Origin of the sequence: Allorhodopirellula heiligendammensis, from assembly GCF_007860105.1 — a bacterium.
In the GTDB taxonomy this organism is placed as follows: Bacteria; Planctomycetota; Planctomycetia; order Pirellulales; family Pirellulaceae; genus Rhodopirellula; species Rhodopirellula heiligendammensis.
The window spans coordinates 1-18,835 of sequence record NZ_SJPU01000007.1 but is presented as its reverse complement, the minus strand read 5'-3'; the positions used below and the strand labels follow the sequence as shown (position 1 = coordinate 18,835).

Genomic DNA, 18,835 nt, shown 5'->3' with positions numbered 1-18,835 from the left:
ACTGATTCGCGAGGCGACCTGTTCAAGCAAGGTGCGACGACTCTCGCAAGGAAGAGATCAACTGACAACGATCGCATCGCGAATTTAATGAATTGTCCACTCCGCATTTTTTTACCGCGCCTGGTTACAGGTTCCCGACAAGAACAAGTAGCTCAGCGACGTGATGATCCGGTGACGCTCATTGTCGTTGCACGCCAAGCGTTTTATCACCTTCTTTGATGTCTCTGGTTTCGTCGATAATCGCGACCGTGTTGGCGGTGATGTGCTCATATCGGACGATGTGAATCCGCTTCCTGCGAAGAACGTCTTCGTTCCATCGATGTTGAGCGAGAATTTCTTGCAGAGTTCGTGCCGGCTTGCAGGGCAATCGGTTCGACGCTTTTGGTATCCAGGTCCGACAGCTGTCCACGAGCGTGAGTCGTCAGATGAGCTCGAGTACCGCTCTGCCCAAAACAGTCGGCAAAGCGAGCAAGGTAAGTATCAAGCTGATCTTCGACTTGCTCCAACTCATCAATGTCCATGCCCAAACCTCCGTGCGGCAAACAAGGTCAAAAACCGCCATTTTCAGGCAAAGCACCGACGCGCTACAACCCCAGTTAACGCTGTAGCATTAGCTTCTTGCCGTCACTCACTCAAGCGTTTGGCCTAGTTGTCCCAATCTATCCCCCTTGCACGCATGTCTCAGTAATGCGACTTCATCGCATTTTCCGGCGCTGGGAGCGCGTTGGATCCGATCAGCAGTACCGAACCGCTGAGCAATTGCCCGACGTTCAAGCACACCATCACGACCGTGCAAGCCACGTCATATCGCAATAATCGTCACATATTTCGAAGGCGGCGTCGCTGCGCTCTTTGATGCGTTCTAAAAAAGTCGATTACCTCAACGCGAGATCGTTTAGGTAACGATGCACGCAGGTTACCGCTAGCGCTCCGTCACCAACGGCGAAGCCACATCGCTTGGTTGTTCCCGATCGAACGTCGCCGGCTGCTAGTATGCCCGGCACGGACGTCTCTAGGTCATATGGGGCGCGGTCCAAGGGCCAGCTCAGTTCAGCTCCATGTGACAAATCGTGAAGTGCAGATCCAGTGAGTATGAACCCATTGGAGTCTCGCTTAATCGTAGGCGGAAGCCATTTCGTGTTCGGGGTTGCGCCAATGAATATGAATAGGGCTGAACACGCGTGCAATGTAGTATCGCCGGTTCGTGAGTTTCGAATGTTGATTGCTTCGACGCAGCGATCTCCGTGAATCTGGACGACCTCACTTTTGGGAATCAATGCAATTTTCGGATGGTTCGTCACGCGCTGACTCAAGTACGACGACATGCCTTCCGACAGATCGGCACCTCGGTTCACCATCTTCACCTGCGCTGCGCTCTGTGCCAGGAACATCGCGGCCTGACCGGCTGAGTTGCCTCCGCCGATGACTACTGCCACGGAATTCTCACAAACACGCGATTCGACCGAAGTTGCGGCGTAGTAAACGCCCGCGCCCTCAAGACGTTGGCATCCGGGTAAATCCAGTTGTCGATAGCTTACTCCGGTCGCAACTAGAACGCAGCGTGCTCGCGCGACTTGGCCGGTACATAGCTTCAAGCGGTGCTCGCCGGATTCGTCTTGGTAGATTTCGTCGACAGTAATTGGGGCCGTAAATTGCGTACCGAATTTAAGTGCTTGCAAGTAAGCTCGATTCGCCAAGTCACCGCCGCTAATTCCGGACGGAAAGCCAATGAAGTTTTCAATCTTTGAACTGCTTCCCGCTTGTCCACCTGGTCCGACTCCGTCGACGACAAGTGTTTTCACTCCCTCCGAGGACGCGTAGACTGCCGCCGCCAATCCCGCTGGTCCGGCACCCACAATTACTAGATCAAAAAGCTGACTGTCGATGTCCCGTGAGATCCCGATGCAGCTTGCGATCTTCTCGATTGTTGGTTCGACTTCGGTGTGGCCATTGCAGTGAATAATCGGTAGTGGCTTGTCAAAGACACCGAGGATTCTCAACTGCTCGACGCCTTCCGCATTGTTTGCGTCAAAGAAAGTATGCGGGACATGATTCTTGTAGAGAAACTCACGCATCCGCATGGTCTCGTGCGTGTTCGGTTTTCCGATCAGACGGATGCCCATGAATCGAGTATGGGGCAAAAGTTCGCGTCGCGCCTGGAACGCATCGAGTAGCAGATCGCTAAAGCGTGGGCATTCGTTGAGCAGTTGTCGAAGGCGGACTGCGCACAATTGATAAGCCTCGACGGCACCGTTCGCGAATGCGGAGATGACCGCCGAGCGGCCAGTTAGCATGTCGACGTCTCCGGTGAACTGGCCTGCTCGGTGGGTTGTGATCGGGTTCTCGACGTCCCCAACCAGCTCCACGATCCGGACTTCGCCGGATTTGATGACGTAGAACGGGTAGTCTCGGGAACCTTGCGATATCATTTGTTCATTAGGCGAAAAGCAAACCAGTTCGCCAATCTCGGCTACCGATTGCATCTGCGGCGGGTCTAGCACCGGGAAAGCGATTTGCTTGCTGAAATTCATGGTAAAGTCCCGAGTTGGTCCCGTTAGCGATGGTTTACAGAAGATGATCCAGAAACCAGTCAATTGCCTATGAATCTAAGCGTGCTCAGTGGTCACGGACCAAGCCAAGTCGACGTGCTGTCCCCCGTCAACGCTTAGTGTTCTGAGCGGCGATCTAAACTCAGGAGGCAAACTCGATGGACCCACATGAGAACAACATTCTCTTTCAGCCGTTGCGGATTGGAATGCTCGAGCTACCAAACCGGATCTTGATGGCACCGTTGACGCGAGCGCGAGCCAGCGACCGTGTTCCGAACGAGATGATGGCGGACTACTACGCACAACGTGCGTCGGCTGGGTTGATTATCAGCGAGGCGACCGCGATCAGCTCGCAAGGGTTCGGATGGCAGGGTGCGGCCGGCATCTACACTTCGGAGCAAGTTAACGGCTGGAAGCGTGTGACTGATAGAGTGCATGCCAATGGCGGCCGCATTTTCTTGCAATTGTGGCACATGGGCCGCAAATCCCATTCTGATTTTCACCAGGGTGAGCTGTCGGTCGCACCCAGCCCAGTTGCTCCAATTGGTGAGGCTCACGCCCCTGCTGGTAAAAAGCAATACGAGGTGCCACGAGAGCTTACGATTGCGGACATCTGGGGCGTCATTGATGATTACGCTACGGCTACTCGTAGGGCGCACGCTGCTGGTTTTGATGGCGTCGAGATCCACGCTGCGAATGGTTATTTGATCGACCAGTTCCTTCGCAGTTCATCGAACCATCGAGAAGACGAATACGGTGGTTCGATCAAAAACCGAACTCGCTTTATGCGTGAAGTCGTCGAAGCGGTATGCGGCGCCTGGGCGTCTGATCGGACGGGTATCCGGTTGAGTCCAACGATGAATGAGGGTGGCATGAGTGATTCCGACCCAATCGCATTATTCTCGTACGCCGGACAGATTCTGAACGAATACGACTTGGCTTATGTGCATACCGCGGAAGCGATCAAGCCAGGTCGAATCTTCAATGCCGATGAGCCGCGGGTAACTCCCTACATTCGCAAAGCGTACCACGGGAAACTATTGACAAATGGTGGATTCGACAAGCAGTCTGCGGCCGCCGCGATCCGCAATGGCGAGGCCAATGCGATAGCGTTCGGCCAACTGTTCATTGCCAATCCAGACTTGCCAGAACGATTCCGCATCGGTTCGCGTTTAAACGCTCCCGATTCCAATACCTACTATTCGGCAGGTCCAGAAGGGTACGTCGACTATCCCATGATGCCATACGCTTCAAGCTCTCCATAGCCAGCGATGGTCGCTACAATACCTTGTTCATTCATTGCGATTTGGGTAAACGAGAACAAGTGATGGCCGATGAGTCGGTGATAGTTGACTTTCTTGAAGAGATCCTCAATTCGGACCGATCGCCGGAAGAGGTCTGCGTAGATCGACTTGATTTGTTGGGTGAGGTTCAAAGTCGCTTGCGCAAAGTACGCAAACTTGAGGCGCAAGTCGAACAGCTGTTTCCATCGACAGGATATAACTCGCACGTCAACCATCGGCGACGACATCGACAGAACCCGGAAACTCCCACCATCCCTGGATACGAAATTGAGTCCATACTGGGCCGTGGCGGTGTAGGCGTTGTCTACCGCGCCAAGCAAGTGAAGTTAAATCGGTTCGTGGCCGTCAAAATGCTGCTCGCTGGATCTTACGCCAGCCCAGCGGAACTGTTGCGATTCAGCAGAGAAGCCGAGGCAATTGCTGGATTGAAACACCCTCACATCGTTCAGATTCATGACGTTGGTGACGTCGATGGGCGTCCGTTCTATACAATGGAACTGGTCGAGGGCGGCAACCTAGCGGAAACGCTCGCGGGTATGCCCCAGCCGATTTGTGATGCGGCACAGATGGTGGTAGTTCTAGCACGGGCAGTCCAGTCCGCCCACGATGGCGGTGTCGTTCATCGAGATTTGAAGCCAGCGAACATTCTGCTGACATCGGACGGAACGCCTAAGATCAGCGACTTCGGATTAGCCCAATTTATCGATGCCGAATTGAGTCTGACCCAGACGGGTGCTCGAGTGGGAACGCCGAACTACATGGCGCCGGAACAAGTCGCTGGTTATGAAGTTGGACCGAGTGTCGATATCTACGCACTCGGCACGTTATTGTACGAAATGTTGACCGGACAATTGCCGTTTCGCGGTAAATCGATCTCCGAAACCGAGAGACGATTGGTCTCTGACGAGCCAGTGCCACCTTCGCATCTGAATACGAAGGTGCCGCGTGACTTAGAGACAATTTGTTCGAAGTGCCTGCAAAAAGAACCGCGAAAGCGATACACATCCGCGGGTGAATTGGCTGAAGATATCGCAAGGTTTCTTCGGCACGAAGCGATACACGCCCGGCCGGTCGGGCGTGTCGAACGAGTCGTGCGTTGGATTCGCCGCAATCAGATTTGGTTCGCTCTGATCGTCACCGCGTTGACTCTCAGTGTCTTCGTCGTTGCCGCAGCGATCGAAATTTCGGCGTTGGCGTCAGCGAGACGAATCGAAAAAGACCGCCTAACAGGAAGGCTCGAATCCGGTTTAGAACTGGTGGAACAAAACCGAATCGAAGCGGCGCATGCAATTCTGGATCAATTGGGAGATGGTGATTTCGACGATTTACGTCAGCGGATTGATCAAGCAGAAGCTGACATTGCTTTGGTCGAGCGACTCGACTCCATTCGACTCAGTCGCGTGACGAGTGGCGACTTGCAGTACTACAAGACGAAGGCCGGACAGGACTACGACGAAGCGTTTTCGAAAGCCGGGTTTATCCGAAAAGGTGATTCGTCTATCGCCGTCGCCAGCAGGGTCAAAGGCTCAATCATTCGACAAGCATTGATCGCGGCGATAGACGATTGGGCTTTCTGTGTTTCCAATTCGGATAAGCGAGATTGGTTACTTGACGTCGCACGCAGAGCCGATCCTGATCCGAGCGGATGGCGCGACCGCATACGTAATTCCGCGACCTGGGCGGACCTGCAAGCCATGACCGAAACGGCGCGAACAGTGCCCATTGCCGAACACTCTGCAGCATTGCTGCTAACGCTCGGAGAACGTCTGCACGTCAACGGCAATGATGCTACGGAGTTTTTAAAACGGGTTCAGCAAGAACACCCAGAAGACTTTTGGTGCAATCTTATTCTTGGCGATACATTGTTAATGCCAGCACCCGAACAAGCCGTTGGCTTTTACCGCGCAGCGTTGTCGAGTCGCCCGAACGCCGCGGTTGGCTACTCTGCCGTCGGCGATGCACTGAGAAATCAAAACCTTCCAAATCTGGCCATCGACTACTACGAAAAAGCACTCGCGGTCGATCCAAGGTACGCAAGAGCTCAGAACAATCTTGGCAACGCATTGAAACAGATCGGACATTCCACAGAAGCAATCGAATGCTATCGTAAGGCACTCGAGATTGATCCAAATTACAGTTGGGCCTACTTCGATTTGGGCAATGCTCTTAAAGAGAAGGGGATACTTGACGAGGCTCTCGAACACCTACGACGGGCCCGAGATGCGCAGCCGAACAATACGGCCTTTCAACAAGGCACTCGAAATTTACTGGTAATGACCGGGCATGGAAAAGAAGCTCTGCGCGATTGGAGTCGGACTTTGGAGTCTGGAAATCAAGAGTACGGTGTTTGGAACGGCTACGCTGAGCTTTGTCTCTTTATGGGAGAAGATCAAGAATACGATCGCGCATGTGATCAGTTGCTCGATCGATTCGGTTCAACCTCAGATGCGGGAACAGCTGAGGGCATTGCACGAACCTGCTCGTTACGTCCAACGACTAACGAACGGCGACGACAAGCCGCTGATTTGGCCGACCGCGCCGTGGGCTACGAAGCCGCCAAGTCATTCTGGTACTACCGATACTATCTCTTTGCAAAAGGTCTCACCGAGTTCCGGCAAGGTCATTTCGATCGCGCGATCTCAATCATGGAAGGCGAGGCATCGCGGGCGATGGGACCGTGTCCCCGTCTGATTATCGCGATGGCGCAGCTCCAAAACGGAGAGGTCGCAGACTCTCGTCAGACATTGGCTTTAGCGACGGCCAGCTATGATTGGAGCGTGGAACACGCCGACAGCCGCGACCCGTGGATTTTCCACATTTTACGCCGAGAGGCGGAGACAATGATCCTGCCGAACTTATCCGAATTCCTGGAAGGCTCTCATGTCCCACAGGACAACCACGAATGCTTATCGTTGCTCGGTATTTGTCAATTCCAAAATCGGTATGCAGCCTGCACGCGTCTCTACACGAAGGCATTCGCGACGGATCCTGAGTTACAAAAGTCGCTCGGTTACTCCGCCGCTCGCGCGATTGTGATCGCCGCCAGCGGTCGCGCCGCCGATAGTACAGATTTCAGCCAAGATGGTGCAACTCCGTGGCAATCGCAAGCAATCGCGTGGCTTCGTTCTCAGCTTGAACACATTGCTAACAATCCCGATAACCGCGTTCCGGAAGCGAGAGCCTATTTCTTGCAGCAATTGTCAGCTTGGAAAACGGATCCTAGTCTGAACGAACTACGTGATCAAAGCGAATTACAAAAACTTCCCGAGGATGTACGAAAGAACTGCTTATCACTGTGGGAGGAAGTGGACGCGGAGATACGTCATCTGCGAGAGATCAAAGAAGAATGAATCGGAGGGAGACTCGGTGGGGAAGAATCAATCCGCAGCGAGGTGTTGCCTTTTCGTGGCGATGGTTCGTTTCATTAAAAATACCAACGGAACCAAGCTGATTCCTATCACTGCCGCGAACCAAAACACGTCGAAATACGCGAGCGATAAGGCTTGCTGTTGACGCAGAGTGTCGAGTGCTTGCAACGCCAGCTTTTCTGATGCCGCGTGGTCACCATTGAAATGATAGAAAAACACGGTTGACTGTTCCGAGAACGAATTCATGTAAGGATTCAAAACGTCAATGAACTCATTCTGTCGTTGGAGATGAAATTGGTCACGCCGCTCGCGGATGGTTTGAGACATCGACACCCCTACGCTACCACCTTCATTTCTCAGCAAGCTCGCGAGCGCGATTGCAGAACCTCGTAGGTGTTGGGGAACGTACATATATGCCGCGACATTGATGGGGGCGAAAATCAAACCCAATCCCGCCGTCAGCACCATCCTGGGCCAGATAACGTGCGATGGACTAACGCTTAGGTTCAAATGTGACATCCAGTAATTTGACGCCGCCAGAACCACCAGTCCCATCGCGATCAAGTAGCGGGCGTCGACACCTTTTCTTAAGCAGACACTAACGATCAATAGCATCGTGATCGACGAAATTCCACCAGGCGAAAGGACTAGGCCCGCTTGATAGGCGTCGTAGCCAAACAGTGTTTGTAACATCGACGGCAATGCAATGCTGGCGGCGTAGAGAACGCAAAACGAACTGAACAGAACTGCAACAGACACCGCCAAATTGCGGTTGGCGAGCACGCGAAGATCCACCAGCGGATTCTTGGAGCGAAGCGCACGAACGATGAAGAACGCCAATGCTAGAGCGAACGCCCCTACTAGCGATTGGACTCGCCAAAATGGATCACTCAACCAGTCCCACTCTTGACCTTTACTCAGAACTACTTCCCAACACGAGACGAGCAATGTCAACAAGCTAAACCCAATATAGTCAAAGTTGAGGGGCCTGGATCGCAATCGCTCCTTCTCTTCAGTCAAATACTGGGGATCTCGCACCAGAATATAGCTTGTAGCAAACGCGAACAGCCCAATTGGCAAATTGATGTAGAAGATCCATCGCCAATCGTAGTTGACGACCAGCCATCCACCGAGTGTCGGTCCAACGATTGGACCAATCAACGCAGCGATACCGAACACCGACATTGCGGTTCCCTGTTTATCCTGAGGAAAGCTGTCGATTAGAATCGCTTGGCTCGAAGGTTGCAAACCGCCTCCGGCGAGCCCTTGAATCACTCGAAATAAAATGATCTGCGGCAGACTTGTTGCGATTCCGCACAGTCCCGACGCGATCGTAAAGACTACGATCGACATCAAGAAATAGTTTCGCCTGCCCAGCCGAGTCGTTAGCCATCCGCTAATAGTCAGCACAATCGCGTTGGCCGCCAAATAGCTGGTGATGACCCATTCGCTGTCAGTTTCGGCTGATGATAATCCGCCAGCAATGTACCTCAGTGCTACGTTCGCGATCGTCGTATCCAAGACTTCCATGAACGTCGGTACCACGACGGCTATCGCGATCAACCACGGATTGATCGCAGATTGCGGTTTCCCCAACGGAAGCGCGAACGTATCACTCATGTTGATCGCCTGCTTTCATCTCTACGGGCGAACTTGGAGCCAAAGCGTGATTCAAATTTCCTTTGGGAAGCGGCGAGTTGGGGCGAAGGTACTCTCCAGCGTTGCCACCTGTTGCGGGTTCCTTGTAAAAGACACGAGGTGTCACCGAGAGGCCGACGAAAAGCGGCTTTTCAGTTGGGTTGTAGTTCGTGAGCTCAATTCGCACCGGCAGCCGTTGAACAATTTTCACAAAATTGCCCGTCGCGTTCTGTGGCGGCAGTAGTGCAAGCGTTTGACCAGTACCCATCGTGAAACCGGTGATACGGCCTTGAAACGGAACCTCGGTTCCATACATATCCACTCCGCATTCAACGCGTTGGCCGATTCGCAAATGCGTGAGCTGCGTTTCTTTGAAGTTTGCGTCGATCCAGATTTCAGACAGCGATCGAACGGCCATCAAACTCTCGCCCACTTGGACGTTGTTACCTGGGTTCACGTTTCGTCGCGTCACCACGCCATCGATTTCGCTGACGATGTCGCAGTACAGAAGGTCCAGTTCTGCTTGTTCGAGATCACGTTGAGCTTGAAGGACCTTCGCTTCGGCCTGTTTTATCAGTGGCGCGTTGGGAATGATCTTTGCGAAGATTCGGTCGAGGTTGCCCTGCGGATCTTGTTTAAGAAAATCCTCCACAACTTGCTTCGGTGTGGAAACCCACGACGTCGTGAAGTAACCCAGTTCGGCATTACTTTCGATCAGCTTCGCAAGGGAAGCCCGGACGCTTGAGTAAGTTTGGTCGAGGTCGTTTGGCACTTCGGTTAGGTCGTGTTCCTTGGACGGCTTTGCATTGAGTCCCAGGCTCACCCGATTCGCGTAGATGAGTTGCAAGGCTTCGTCGACATTGGCTTCATCCGCTTTGACGGTTTGGCGAGTGATGTCCAGTTCCTGTTGGCTGATTGCTCCTGAGGGGGCGAGTTCTTCGGCGCGGCGTAGGTTGCTGCGAGCTAAGTCGAGTGCTGCTTGCTGACTGGCGTACGTTGCAACGCTGGATCGCAGATTCGCGATCTTCTCATCAACCTTCTGAATCGTATTCTCTAAAACGAAGCGATTGGCTCGCGCCTGAGCCGCCAGTCCGTGTGCGTTTGCACTCGCCGCAACCAAGTCCGCTTGAGCCGACACGAGAGCCGCATGCTTTTGACCGACAGCGATTTGATACGGCGTCGGATCCAACCGAACCAGCACGTCACCTTTCGATACGCGATCGTTGTCGTCAACAAGAACATCCTCCACCTGCCCCGACACGCGAGGTGCCAAAAATGTCACATGACTATTGACGTATGCATCATCGGTCGAAACCGTATTCATCGAAAGCACGATTGCCGGCCAAACCTCAATGACGACAGCTACCGCACAAACAGTGATCACCAATCTGGCAACTGGCTTCTTCCATTCGCGGGTCCGAACGCGTGATTCGAACTGTGCCGATGTGGCTTCGGTGGGCTGGATCTTAGGTATCGGAGCGGATTCTTGAGTCTCTTGACTTTTTGTAGCCCCTGCGTTCATGACATCAGCCGATGTCGCTTTAGTTCGACACCGTCCCTCGAAGTAGAAACAGGCAACGATTCGGCAACAGAAAACACTGTCGCCTGATTGCCTTACACTTCTAAGCGAATCGAATGGACAAATCGTTGGCGAAACTCAAGAGCTTTAGGAAGCCGAGTTATCGTGACGCGGCTCAAGTATCGCACTCGCCCGCCGATGGCTGATCAAATTGCAGCTCTGAGAGCGATTGCGTCAACAAAAGCAAACTTCGATTCAGACGACGTTGAATCGTCTTTGTCGAAACGCCAGTGACTTCGGCAGCTTCGGCTTGCGTCATTCCTTGGATTCGAACCAAACTGAACACTTCGCGTTCTTCGTCAGGCAGGCCGTCGATAGCGTCCAAAATCTTTCGAGCATTTTGGCTCAGTTCCGAGCCGCTACTCTCCGGCGCAACGGCAAGCGACTCCAGCAGCGCAACATCCGGAGTCTGCTTATCCAGACGTCGGGCAAGATCGTTCAATTCCCAACGCATGTGTTGATTGGCAAGCGCAAAAAACTGCCGCACGCTTCCAGGTCGAGTCTTCTGCAACGCTTTGAGCAGTCGCTCCACAACCGAACTGAGCAGTTCTTCAGCTTGCAAGTTGAGAGGCGAATGCGTCAAACGCGGATAACTTTGATACAGCACCGTCAAGCACAACAGATGCAGCCGACCAACGGCACGACTAAGCAAAGCGCGAACGATCTCGTCAGCCGGCGCTTCCTCGCCAAGTTCGGCAAGACGGACCACATACTGTTCGACCGCCGCCGTCGTATCTTCCCCATCAATTGGACCCATGGTCGTCTCCAGGAACACCAACATTCTGAAACGAATTCAATGCCGCCAGCGCGTATGAAGTTTACCGCACATCCAGCCGATCTGTCGATGCGTTTCACGCGGTTGGCCGGACCAAGGTGCGCAGCAACTCTGGTCGCGCATTTTACGAAAAACTCGGGTTATTGTTGGATGATTGAAGGTCCACGCCTATCAGCTCGCTACGCTAAATCAAACAGCATGATTTCAGCCGAGCTAGTCGCGGAGAGTTGAACCTGCACTTCATTCTCGACTGCGGCATAGTTTCCGGCCGCCATCGGATTATTGTTGCAAGCCACGGTACCACGAAGCACCTGGAGCCAAGCGTAACGGCCGGCGGGAATCTTGATTTCCCTGTTTCGCCTTGACCAAGCCTCAACAAATAGAGCAGTTCATCAGCGTGAATCCATGGCCACTCTTCCCGGCCATTCGGGAATGTGACTACCCGAACCTCATTCATCACACGAAGTGATCGAAAGTTCATGTACTCGCAATCCATGCACTCGCAATCACAGTACGATGCATGGGGAAGCGTATAGTAGAACCTGAACCAACCTTGATCGGCAGCGTTTTATCTATAAGATTTTCTAATGATGGGCGTCTCTTGAGCTAACTCTAGTTGGGTTTCCCAGCACTGGCATGACGGCTAGACCAAGGAGCGTTAGCGTTCCGGTTCCGGCGTCTGGTTGGCAATCAGCCTGATCGCGCAAAGCAGCCAATTGCGTTTCAAGTTCTAACGCCCGCGAGTGGAGTTTTTCAATCCCCGGGGTAATTTGACGTTCAGAGAATCGTTTGTGGATGTACTGTTGGCAGTTAACGTCCCACGTCTCTAAATGAAATCGAATCGCACTTTCAACTTTGCCTGTATAGTTCCCGTCACGCAGCGGATTCATCAATTCCTGGCCATCTTCGCTCACCTCCGCTGTGCCCCGAAGCTTCCCACGTTAGCTATTCGCGCAGTCCACCAAAAAGTTGAACCCCTTCGGGTTGTCGGAAAGATTTCCGAGCGTGATGTACTGGCGATTGTCAGCAGAATCAGCAAACCCGAGCGTCCGTTCGTCAATTACTTTTGAGAGCCCAATCGAGCCACCTCGGTATCGAATGTACGGCTGGCCGTTGGCTTTTGCAGCGCCGAGATAGAACATATCAGTACTTGTTTACCCGTCCGTGATGAGCAGCGGCAGGGTTAGCGGGGTTGTTGCGGTCAGTTGACGGCGGATGAAGTCGAAAGGCTCGGCCAGTCGTTGCTTGCACGTTAATATCACACTCATGATCCGCGATTGGGCCGGCGCTCCGACCTCGATTCGGTTGCCGCCCCATACTTTTCGATTCACCACCGCTGCACGGAACGCCTGTTCGCCACGCCAGTTCGTTGCATCGGCAGCGGCGTGACGCAGGAACGCGAACAGATCATCGAGATGCTTTCCAAGAACTTGGCGAAGCGTTCATTGGCAACGCGCGTCTTCGGGTGACGCACACATCCATGACCCACCAATTCTGATCGGTTTACCCCAAATCCACCAACACCAATTTTTGGCTGGGTAAACAGGTACGGTAAATGTTCAATATTTTGGCCGATGTCGTGTCGCGATGTTAATTTGAGCATGTCGTCAATTCTAACGGTGGTTTTCTGCCGAACGGTTGTTCGCGACGTTATCGCTGGTTGCTCAAATCGATCCGCCGCGTCGTTTTGATGTTGTTGAGGAAAACGTCGTCGTGGGAGGCGACTAAGAGAGCACCGTCGTAGGCGTTGAGTCCTTGTTCGATGGCTTCGATGGAATCGATGTCGAGGTGGTTCGTGGGTTCGTCGAGGATCAACATCGATGGTGGCTTGGGGGCTCCTAGCACACATGCTAGTCCGGCTCGAAGTATCTGGCCGCCGCTGAGCGTGCCCACCGTTTGAAGGACAGCATCTGACTTGAATAGAAAACTGGCCAGCGTGCGACGACATAGGTTTTCATCTGATGTCGGGTTGCGCCGTTTGAAGTTGTCGAGGATGGAAAGACTGGGGTCTAGGAAGTTTACTCGCTGGTCCAAGACCGCCAAGTTGTCAGAAACGGAGACGGTTCCATGCAGAGGAGTCACCTGACCTTCAAGCAACCGAATGACGGTCGTCTTGCCGGAGCCGTTGGGGCCAACGAGTGCGACTCGCTCAGGACCGAACAGCGAAAAAGAGAGATCATGAATGATTGGCCTGTCAGAATCATAGCCAGCAGAAACGGCATCGAACTTTGCGACGATGCGGCTGTTTGAGAGCCCGGTAGGTTGGACATTGATCGAGAGTTCATCCACGATTTCAACGCGTGCGAGGGCCCGCTCCACAGTCTCTTCTGCTCGAGCCTTTTGTTGCATGGAGCGTCTTACGCTGTTGCCTTTGCTCGATTCGGCGCTGTTTTTCCGTGCCCCCAGCAGTATGCGTGGGATGTCACCTCGGGATTGAGTTTTGGACCCGGAGGCATCTCGACGCTGCTTTCTCTCTAACGCCGTTTGGGCATCTCGTTTGACCTTGACCGCGTGTCGTTTCGCGTGTGCCAAATCGTGTTGTGCGGCTTCCAGCTCGATCGCTTTTTCCTGGCGATACTGACTCCAGTTGCCTCCGTAGCGAAAAACGCCGATTGACGTCAGTTCGACGATCGCGTCCATCTGTTCCAACAGCTCTCTATCGTGGCTGGAAACAATCGCACCTGCTTTCCAGTTGGAGATCAGACTGATCACCGCCTCCCGTCCGGCGCGATCCAGATTGTTCGTCGGCTCATCAAGTAGTAGAAAATCGGGAGCTTGGTACAGCACGACCGCGATGCATGCCCGGGTCCACTGACCTCCGGATAGCTCGCGCAGTCGTGTCTCGGGGCGGACCTGCAGCCCAACTCGCCCAAGCGCCGCCGCAATCCCGCCTTCAAGCGTCCAGTCGGCATCCGCGAGCTCCTCTATCGTTGCTTGCCCCACTTCGGCTCGACGCAAGATTTCTATCGCTTTGCTGGCGCCGAAAAGATCGGCTACGGTTTCGTCTGGTCCGATTTGCACTTGCTGTTGCAGCACGCCCAGCTTTCCCGCAACTACAACGCGGCCTGTGGCAGACTGCAGCTCACCGCTAATGAGCTTGAGTAACGTCGACTTGCCGACGCCGTTTCTTCCGACGATTCCAATTCGCTCGCGAACTACATTGAGATCAAAGTTCTGAAACAGTTTGTGACCATCCGGTGTAGACCAACTGATTTGCGTCAATGTTATTTGCGACATTGCTTCGACTCTTGAATAACTGTTAATGGCACGATACAGTGCTTTTATAGCATGCCCGTCAGGAATGCAACGGCACCGTGCTATTTTTCAGTGTCAGGAAAATGAAGCAGCATGTCATGGTAAAACGTAAATCACTTGGTCGGCCAACGAAGGACGAAGCGGCGGCGATTGACGTTCGCGTCCTTGATGCGGCTCGCCTACTTTTTAGCCAAAAAGGGATCGCCAACAGTTCGATCGACGAGCTTGCCGGGACACTCGGTGTTTCCAAGCACACGATCTACCGCCGCTATGCCAGCAAGGCACAATTGCTCAACGCGGTCGTCGAGCGAGATATCAACGCGTTTCGTAACGAGTTGAGTTCGGCAGGTGCGAAAACGACCGACAAACTTGAATCGCTACACGAAGTGGCACTTCGGTACTTCAAGTTCGGTTCATCACGCGACTACTCCGCGTTCTATCTTTTGGTCAGCGCCGAGGCTGTCGTTTCGCCTGACCTACGTGAACGCTTAGCTGAATGGACGAAGTCCGCACTGCAACCGTTGCTGAATGCGGTTTCGTTGGCGCAGTCCGCGGGACATCTGCGATCCGGCAGCGTCACATCGATTTGCGAAATACTCATCGACCTGTTGGAGGGTGCGAACAACAGAGTCCGGATGCGCGATGCGACACCGATCAGCAGCCACGCGGCACGTAAGCTGTTTGACGATCGCTGGGACGTTTTTGTGAAGGCAATGGCGAGTGAATGAGGTTCGATGGTTATGTCACAACGATGGCTACTTACGGGCAGTTCCAGAGGCATCGGTCGCGCACTCGCCGAGAGCGTGCTCAGTGCGGGACATCGTCTCGTCGCCACGGCGCGTCAGGCTTCGCAACTTGCTGATTTTTTAGAGCAGTTTGACGACCAGGTACGTACGGTAGATCTGGATGTGACCGACCCGGTTGCCGCCGAGAGAGCAATTCGAGTCGCCGTCGATGAATTTGGAGGTCTCGATGTACTTGTGAATTGTGCCGGCTACGGTAACGTGAATTCGATCGAAGACACCGATCTTGACGAGTTTCGTCGGCAGATTGAAACGAACCTGTTTGGAACCATCATCGTCACGAAGGCGGCCATTCCAATCATGCGTCAGCAGGGATCGGGCCACATCATTCAGTTTTCCTCGGTGGGCGGTCGCATCGGCGCTCCTGGGCGGGCGCCCTATTCCGCAGCGAAATGGGGCGTGGAAGGATTCTCCGAAGTGCTTGCGATCGAGATGTCGCTCGTCGGAGTCAACGTCACCATCATCGAACCAGGTGGATTTCGGACAGACTTCGCAGGCTCCTCAACTTCGTTGAGTACAGGTCGGCCTGAGTACGACGCCGTCGTGGGTGCTGCTGTGCGGATGCAGCGGGCGTACGACGGTCGGCAGCCGGGCGATCCGTTTCGCGCGGCACAAGTAATACTGAAGGTTGCCGCAATGGATCAGCCACCGCTGCGTATACCGCTGGGCAATGATGCTGTGAACGCACTGGAGCAAGCCGATCTCGCAAGATTAGAAGAGCTTCGGCGCTGGCGTGAACTGAGCGTTTCGACGGACTACCCGGAAGAATGACTGCGTTGAACGTGTAGAAAATGGACAGTCACTTTAACAACAGATCGTATGAAAACAATGTTTTTCATTGTGTTATTATTCGCCATGCTTGGCGGTGTCGTCACGGGATTGGACATCACCTTTTAACCAACGCGACTATGTCTTCACTCGTTACGCACGCTAGCTGGCGACGTTGAAATGTCATCTATTTTCCAGCTGATGAATATTTCTTCGTGTTAAAACTCGCCAATCAGCGCCAAGCACCAGCGCGTGGCCACGTCTCGCTCCTTGGCAAACTAGAGGGGTTAAATCGTCAATGCTGCTACGTCCGCTGGAACAGCGAGAGGTTGTCACTCAACCAGCCTGAGACGGACCGGGCCTTCTTGCCCGTGACGTCCAGGATTGTGTTGGTCGTTTCCGCAAGGACCGAGTCCTTGAAGAGCCGGTCAAGCCCGAGCCGGAGATCGGCGGCCATGTCGCTAGCTCCCGATTCAATGAGGAGTTTCCGGTGCTCAGCTCGATCGCGGTGACGATATTCGACCATCTGGCCAAGCAGCCGTGATAGCTCCAGTGCGACTTCCGGCATACTGACCGCGTTTGGTCCGGTCAGATGATAGGCGCGCTGGGATCCCGTCGAATTGTCATCGAGAAGCGCGATGCGTGCGACGTCCGCGACATCGCGCGTGTCGACGAGGTTGACCCGGCCTTCACCGGCTGCGCCGCCCCAGGTGCCATCTATGACGGTTGCGCCTGCTCGCGCAAGGCCGTTGACGAATGGGCCCGAGCGCAACACGGCGTAGCCGATATCCTGCTTCGCCAAGTGCGCCTCGATCTCTATATGCCAGTTGAAAGGATGAAGCCTAGTGGGCGGCCCCATGGCGGACAGCTTTACGATGTGGGAAATGCCCGCGGCAACCACGGCGTCGATGATCGCGATCTCGTTAGCGACCTGACGATCCGAGGTGCCGTGCGCGAGGAAGAGCCGATCGGTGCCCTGCAGTGCATCCATGAGGGTCCGCGGCACCTCGAAATCTATCTTTGCGACATCGACACTCGTCGGAATGCGGCCATTCCCCGGATCGCGGGTGAGGGCCACGACGTCGATCCGGTCCCCGGAAAGGGTTTGGACAAGCGCCGCGCCGACCTGGCCGGTCGCTCCAGCGATTGCGACGCGCGGACGACGTACTGTTTGCGTGTAATTGGGCATCTCTGCGGCCACGTGGATTTCTAGTGTGAAGGAACCTCGAAGTCGACCAAGTTCACGCAGCGGGTGTTTTCGCGTCGATGACGTTTTCTGCAAAGCTTCGATAGGCTTCTCCCATCTGCTTTGCCATCGAACCAGGGAAAGCGAGGAATTGCTCCTCGAGCAACGATTCCCAAGTTGAATCGGAGACCAGAGATGGCGGTTCCGCGATGTCAGCCATTGACGAGTTGCTCGTCATGTCGGTTGCGATTGGTCCAGGATGGACGCTGACGACCCGAGTGCCTTGGCTCGCGAGCACTTCTCGCAACGATTGGGTGATTGAGTAACTCGCTGCCTTCGACGCCGCATAAGTCGCGCCTTCAGAAAACGCCTTGATGGAACCGACGCTGTTCAATTGAACGAATGCGCCACCTCCGTTGGCCTTCAAGACCGGAGCGAATGCTTGAGCCATGTGTATCAAGCCGAAGACGTTGACTTTCATCTCATGCTCAAGTGACCTCGCCGCGTGCTCGCTTAGGGGACTCGCAAGCTCCAGCACCCCAGCGTTGTTCACGACCATATCGACATCGGTTGCTGTTTTCGCGACCGCTTTAATCGACTCCTTGCTTTCCAGGTCCAATTGGACGGGAACGACAAGATCGCCAAACTCTTCGACCAACGAATCGGCCGAATCGAGTTTACGCACCGCCGCGTAAACTTTCTTCGCACCACGCTGAATTGCGCCTTCGACGATTGCTCGCCCGATGCCGCGATTTGCTCCCGTAACCAAAACGGTTTTGCCTGTTACTTCGTAGCTCATTTTTCACCTACTTACTAATGGTGTGACGAAAGGTTCAGTTCAACTCATGTTAAGTACATCGATTCGAGCCAAAACTCGAACTTTAAGTGTGTGCAAACTGTTGATTTGATTTGGAGCTTTGTTTTGCAGAACTAAAAAGTGTTCCGAGACCTTCGGCCATCGTCGGATGCGCAATGATGGCGTCACGGAAGACGGTAAAGGGTAGCTGTGCTTGCATCGCTAACTGCACAGCAAACATCACTTCTCCAGCTGCTGGGCCGACCATGGTAAAGCCGACAATTTTGTCGTCAGCATCGATCAACGCTTTCATGAAACCATGAGTCTCGCCAAGCGTTCGGGTTCGCAGTACAGCCTTCATCGGCAATCGCACCGTTTGCACCACCATGCCCTGTTGAGCAGCTTCCCTTTCGCTCAGACCGATATGTGCAACTTGCGGATCGGTGAACAGGCAGGAAGGCATCAGCCTATCTTCAGTGCTGCGATTGCCGCCCGCCAAGTTATCTCGAATAACGCGAAAGTCATCGAATGACGCATGAGTGAACTGCGGGCTTCCGGCACACTCGCCGATCGCCCAAACATTCTCTGCAGACGTTTCTAAGCGATCATTGACGCGAATATAGTTTTGAGCATTGACTTCAACTCCGGCAGTCTGAAGACCAATGTTCGCAGTATTCGGCGTTCGTCCGTAAGCGTTCGGCAGAACTATTTGCGGGCTAGTTTCCGGCGGCGTGCTCGGCGTTCTTTGGTCTTGGCGGCTCGGGCCAGGGATTCAGCCTCGCGATAGCTGCGGACTTTCTCTGGATGAGCCATC

The 18,835-nt window shown here is 53.9% G+C and carries 14 protein-coding genes and 2 pseudogenes; 4 read left to right on the top strand and 12 right to left on the bottom strand.

Annotated features, from left to right (window positions below; genetic code table 11):
* Positions 1-181: 181 nt before the first annotated feature.
* Both Poly21_RS25480 and Poly21_RS25475 read right to left on the bottom strand, forming a co-directional pair.
* A pseudogene (locus tag Poly21_RS25480) lies at positions 182-521 on the bottom strand (transposase); the annotation flags it as partial.
* A 354-nt stretch (positions 522-875) separates the two neighbouring features.
* Positions 876-2,531, bottom strand: a complete 1,656-nt coding sequence (locus tag Poly21_RS25475) for an FAD-dependent oxidoreductase (RefSeq protein ID WP_146409893.1) — start codon at positions 2,529-2,531, stop codon at positions 876-878.
* Positions 2,532-2,707: 176 nt separating this feature from the next.
* Between Poly21_RS25475 and Poly21_RS25470 the strand changes: the two genes are divergently transcribed.
* Positions 2,708-3,814: an alkene reductase gene (locus tag Poly21_RS25470; protein ID WP_146409892.1), complete on the top strand. Its 1,107-nt coding sequence runs from the start codon at positions 2,708-2,710 to the stop codon at positions 3,812-3,814.
* 23 nt (positions 3,815-3,837) lie between these two features.
* Positions 3,838-7,203, top strand: a complete 3,366-nt coding sequence (locus Poly21_RS25465; RefSeq protein ID WP_302120617.1) for a protein kinase domain-containing protein — start codon at positions 3,838-3,840, stop codon at positions 7,201-7,203.
* Between the two features lie 27 nt (positions 7,204-7,230).
* On the opposite strand, the gene Poly21_RS25460 is transcribed toward Poly21_RS25465, so the two are convergent.
* The 6 genes from Poly21_RS25460 to Poly21_RS25435 all read right to left on the bottom strand — a co-directional run bounded on the left by Poly21_RS25460 (position 7,231) and on the right by Poly21_RS25435 (position 14,450).
* A complete protein-coding gene (locus Poly21_RS25460; protein ID WP_146409890.1) occupies positions 7,231-8,841 on the bottom strand; it encodes a DHA2 family efflux MFS transporter permease subunit in 1,611 nt (536 codons plus the stop codon).
* On the bottom strand, positions 8,834-10,381 hold the full coding sequence (locus Poly21_RS25455; RefSeq protein WP_146409889.1) for an HlyD family secretion protein: 1,548 nt from the start codon (positions 10,379-10,381) through the stop codon (positions 8,834-8,836). Before Poly21_RS25455 ends, Poly21_RS25460 begins: the two co-directional genes overlap by 8 nt.
* A gap of 172 nt (positions 10,382-10,553) precedes the next feature.
* Positions 10,554-11,195 (bottom strand): sigma-70 family RNA polymerase sigma factor, encoded by a 642-nt coding sequence (locus tag Poly21_RS25450; protein ID WP_302120615.1) that lies wholly within the window; start codon positions 11,193-11,195, stop codon positions 10,554-10,556.
* Positions 11,196-11,392: 197 nt separating this feature from the next.
* The gene (locus Poly21_RS28390) at positions 11,393-11,554 is read right to left on the bottom strand and encodes a pirin family protein (RefSeq protein ID WP_367302580.1); all 162 of its coding nucleotides are present in this window, start codon (positions 11,552-11,554) and stop codon (positions 11,393-11,395) included.
* Between the two features lie 600 nt (positions 11,555-12,154).
* Complete coding sequence (locus Poly21_RS25445; protein ID WP_146409888.1) at positions 12,155-12,355, bottom strand: hypothetical protein; 201 nt, start codon at positions 12,353-12,355, stop codon at positions 12,155-12,157.
* A gap of 508 nt (positions 12,356-12,863) precedes the next feature.
* Positions 12,864-14,450, bottom strand: coding sequence for an ABC-F family ATP-binding cassette domain-containing protein (locus Poly21_RS25435; protein WP_146409887.1), 1,587 nt, complete (start codon positions 14,448-14,450; stop codon positions 12,864-12,866).
* Between the two features lie 101 nt (positions 14,451-14,551).
* Here Poly21_RS25435 and Poly21_RS25430 point away from each other — a divergent pair, with 101 nt between their 5' ends.
* Together Poly21_RS25430 and Poly21_RS25425 are read left to right on the top strand one after the other, a co-directional pair.
* Complete coding sequence (locus tag Poly21_RS25430; protein WP_146409886.1) at positions 14,552-15,196, top strand: TetR/AcrR family transcriptional regulator; 645 nt, start codon at positions 14,552-14,554, stop codon at positions 15,194-15,196.
* 12 nt (positions 15,197-15,208) lie between these two features.
* On the top strand, positions 15,209-16,042 hold the full coding sequence (locus Poly21_RS25425) for an SDR family NAD(P)-dependent oxidoreductase (protein ID WP_146409915.1): 834 nt from the start codon (positions 15,209-15,211) through the stop codon (positions 16,040-16,042).
* 301 nt (positions 16,043-16,343) lie between these two features.
* On the opposite strand, the gene Poly21_RS25420 is transcribed toward Poly21_RS25425, so the two are convergent.
* The 4 genes and pseudogenes from Poly21_RS25420 to Poly21_RS28385 all read right to left on the bottom strand — a co-directional run.
* Positions 16,344-17,240 (bottom strand): NAD(P)H-binding protein, encoded by an 897-nt coding sequence (locus Poly21_RS25420; RefSeq protein ID WP_302120611.1) that lies wholly within the window; start codon positions 17,238-17,240, stop codon positions 16,344-16,346.
* 40 nt (positions 17,241-17,280) lie between these two features.
* Positions 17,281-18,024: an SDR family oxidoreductase gene (locus tag Poly21_RS25415; RefSeq protein WP_146409885.1), complete on the bottom strand. Its 744-nt coding sequence runs from the start codon at positions 18,022-18,024 to the stop codon at positions 17,281-17,283.
* Between the two features lie 82 nt (positions 18,025-18,106).
* A complete protein-coding gene (locus Poly21_RS28010) occupies positions 18,107-18,484 on the bottom strand; it encodes an oxidoreductase dimerization domain-containing protein (protein WP_302120609.1) in 378 nt (125 codons plus the stop codon).
* A gap of 75 nt (positions 18,485-18,559) precedes the next feature.
* Positions 18,560-18,724, bottom strand: a pseudogene (locus tag Poly21_RS28385) (FAD-dependent oxidoreductase); the annotation flags it as partial.
* Positions 18,725-18,835 lie beyond the last annotated feature (111 nt).